The 1,731-nt window shown below is 38.8% G+C and carries 1 pseudogene; it reads left to right on the plus strand.

Features of this window, described 5'->3' with window-relative positions:
• Window positions 1-189: 189 nt before the first annotated feature.
• Window positions 190-1,607 (plus strand): annotated as a pseudogene (locus ARSQ2_RS11175) (aminoacyl-histidine dipeptidase).
• Window positions 1,608-1,731: the final 124 nt, after the last annotated feature.

Consider the following 1,731-nt stretch of genomic DNA (forward strand, 5'->3'; position numbering starts at 1 on the left):
CTATATTGCGCGAGATTATAGTGATTTGTAATAACAAAAACCAGAAATTAATTAATATTATCACAATTAACTAAAGGAATAGATGTTAGAAGGTGATATTCTGAATTAATAATATAAATAATATTTACCAAGACTGCGGAATTAATTAGCAATCTTAATAATAAGGGTAGTATAATAGGAGATAAAAAGGTGTCTGAACTTTCACAGCTTTCACCACAGCCGCTTTGGGATATTTTTGCACAAATTTGTGCGATTCCTCATCCATCTGGACATAAAGAAGGACTTGGTTCCTATATTATTCAATGGGCGGAAAGCAAAAAATTTAACGTTGAACGCGATAAAGTCGGTAATATTCTTATTCGCAAACCGGCAACCGCCAGCTTGGGGAATCTTCGAGTTGTCGTGCTTCAAGCCCATTTGGATATGGTGCCACAAAAAAACAGTGATACTCAGCACGATTTTACTCAGGATCCTATCCGTCTTTACGTAGATAATGAATGGGTGAAAGCACAAAGTACCACATTAGGTGCAGATAATGGCCTCTCCTTTAGCTGTACTGGATGATGAGCATGTTAAACACGGATTAATAGAGGTTTTACTCACCATGACGAAAGAAACCGGCATGGTTGGTGCTTTTGGCATACAGCCAAATTGGCTACAAGCAGATATTCTGATCAATACCGATTCCGAAGAAGAGGGCGAAATCTACATGGGTTATGCCGGCGGCGTTGATTTTACCACCACCTTTAAATTGACAAGAGAAGCCATTCCAGCTGATCATATAATCTTCAAAATAACACTTAAAGGGTTAACCGGTGGTCACTCGGGTGGGTGATATTCATTTAGGATTAGCTAATGCGAATAAGCTATTGGCGCGTTTTCTAGCAGGTCATGCCAGTGAATTACAATTAAAGCTCATTCATATTCAAGGGGGTAGCTTACGTAATGCGATCCCTCGTGAGAGTGAAGCAATTTTTGCAGTGCCCATATCAGTAGCAGATAATTTAGAAACCAGTAAAAATCACTATCTAGCGATGCTAAGATCTGAATTTGCCGCGCTTGAAAAAAACTTAGTCATTACGCTTGATGAGACAACAACAGAATTATTTGCGCTAACCGCAGATTGTAAATCTCGCTTATTACATTTTCTCAATGCTGCGCCTAACGGTGTTATTCAGATGAGTGACGACATAAAAGAGGTTGTTGAAACTTCACTCAATACCGGCGTTGTTAAAATGGATGAAAAAAAGGCCGAAATTACTTTTTAAATTCGCTCATTAATTGAAACGGGCAAAGATTATGTTGTTAACATGTTGACATCATTATCGATGCTTTCTGGTGGGGAATGTGAACATAAAGGCAGTTATCCTGGCTGGATACCAGATCCGAAATCGCCAGTCATGGCACTTTCTAGCAATATCTATCAGCAACTATTTGCCAAAACTCCTAAGATCATGGTGATCCATGCTGGTTTAGAATGTGGGCTATTTAAAAAACCTTATCCTCAAATGGATAAGGTTTCCATTGGGCCAACGATATATGGCGCCCACTCACCCGACAAGCGAGCTAACATTAAAAGTGTCGAGAAATACTGGCAACTGTTATAGCTAAGCGACTTAATTTTGATGACACTATTTATATGAGCTATTCAATTGATTTTAGACGTAAAGTGATATTTACGATGGAAGAAGAAGGGTTGAGTATCCGAGAAACAGCGAAGCAATTTCGGAT

The sequence above is a fragment of the Arsenophonus endosymbiont of Bemisia tabaci Q2 genome, assembly GCF_902713415.1.
Classification (GTDB): domain Bacteria; phylum Pseudomonadota; class Gammaproteobacteria; order Enterobacterales; family Enterobacteriaceae; genus Arsenophonus.